This is a genomic window from Exiguobacterium sp. s21 (assembly GCF_018617975.1).
In the GTDB taxonomy this organism is placed as follows: Bacteria; Bacillota; Bacilli; order Exiguobacteriales; family Exiguobacteriaceae; genus Exiguobacterium; species Exiguobacterium mexicanum_A.
Genome location: NZ_JACSLF010000026.1, coordinates 1 through 1,612 on the forward strand (window position 1 = coordinate 1; position 1,612 = coordinate 1,612).

The following is a 1,612-nucleotide window of genomic DNA, read 5'->3' on the forward strand; positions in this document are numbered from 1 at the left end:
TGAAGTGCTCCCTGTCAAGTAGACAGGACAAATAATGAAAACCAGCCTAGGCGGCTTGAGACCTGTATTCGACAGGGCTCAAGCCGTTTAGTCGTTTCTGGAAACGATCGTGGTTGTAGAACGATATGTAGTTCTCGATGGCCCTCGTGAGTTCGCTATAGGCCTGGAACTCACGCAAGTAGTACATCTCCACTTTCAAGGTGCCCCAAAAACTCTCGATCGGGGCGTTGTCGATGCAACGCCCGACCCGGGACATGCTGCGGGTCATTCCTGCGTCTTCTACCATCTGTTTGAACCCTCTTGAGGTATATTGGAACCCTCGGTCGCTATGGATCATCGGACGTGCTCCTGTACGGAGCCCCGCGATGGCTGGCATCATCGTCTGGAAGATGAGCCCGTTGTTGTTGGACCTTCCGATGCGGTAGGCGACGATCGAGCCGTCATACAGGTCGATGATCGCGCTCAGATACGCCTTCTTCCCGGTCCCATACTTGAACTCGGTGACGTCGGTGCACCATTTCTCGTCCGGGCGGGACGCACTGAATTCTCGGTTCATCAGGTTCTCGGCCACATGTTGCGGCGTTGACTTCTTATGTCTCTTCCGCTTCCGGCGGATGACCGATTGGATCCCATGGCTATGCATCAAGCGATAGATTCGCTTTTCATTGAATGGGGACAGGCTCTGTTGCCGGCGCAGCCGATTAATTGTCATCGTGATCCGACGGTACCCGTATGTGCCGTTCGCCTGGTCATAGAGTAGACGAATGTCCTCCAGAAGCTTCTCGTTCTCTTCTTGACGCACCGGTATGGTGCGGTTCAACCATTTGTAATAAGCCGCCCGTGAGATGCCGGCGACTCGACAGAGGAGGACGACCGAGATGGCCTCCTCTTCGTATAATTCTTTGATGGCGATATATCGTTGCTGTAGCCGTACCTGGCTGATCACGACCTCCTCTCGATCTCCTCTAACTTTTTTAGGAACAGGTTGTCCGCACGAAGAAGTTCGTTCTCAAGCTCCATTTGCCGGATCCGGCGTTTCAGCTTCTCCTCTTCACTTAGTTCGTCCTCTGGCTTCGTACGCCCACGGCGGTCCAGGAGCGCTTCTGCCCCGTCCGTGTCATACTTCTTGACCCAGCCATAGATTTGCCCATAAGACACCTGATATTGTTCCGCGGTCTGTTGGTAGTTGCGTCCATTCTCTAAACAGTATTTCACGATCTCGAAGCGCTCTTCGAATGTAGTTTTTCTTCCTTTTGTCATAGCTCGATTCATCCCTTTTCTCGAATCTGTTAACTCGCTATGACTAGTATACTTCTTAATCCATTTTCGAAGAACAGATCCATCACTGATTTGATGGTTGGAGAGGACTTCCACCGTGGTGGCCCCATCGAGATAGTCACGGACGGCGGCAATCTTTTGTTCCTTGGTGTAATGTCTCCAGGTCCTCGATTCCTTCAACGCGTCGATCCCGCCGGTATCGAATTTCACTTTCCACACCCGGAGGGTATTCTCAGAGACGTTATGCGCTTCCATGATTTCCTTCCACGTATAGGTTTCTTCTTCCATCATGCGCAGCGCAGCCAGTTTTTGTTCGATCGAATGCCGACTTCTC

1 protein-coding gene is annotated in these 1,612 nt (G+C 52.0%); it reads right to left on the bottom strand.

All coding sequences use genetic code 11. The features are described from left to right. Positions 1 to 46: 46 nt before the first annotated feature. Positions 47 to 1,612, bottom strand: a protein-coding gene (locus KNP06_RS15050) for an IS3 family transposase (RefSeq protein WP_214712935.1) whose coding sequence is annotated in 2 segments (ribosomal slippage) — positions 47 to 978 and positions 978 to 1,612 — 1,567 coding nt annotated over the 2 segments. Because the reading frame shifts where the segments join, the coding sequence is not laid out codon by codon here. This gene is flagged as partial in the annotation.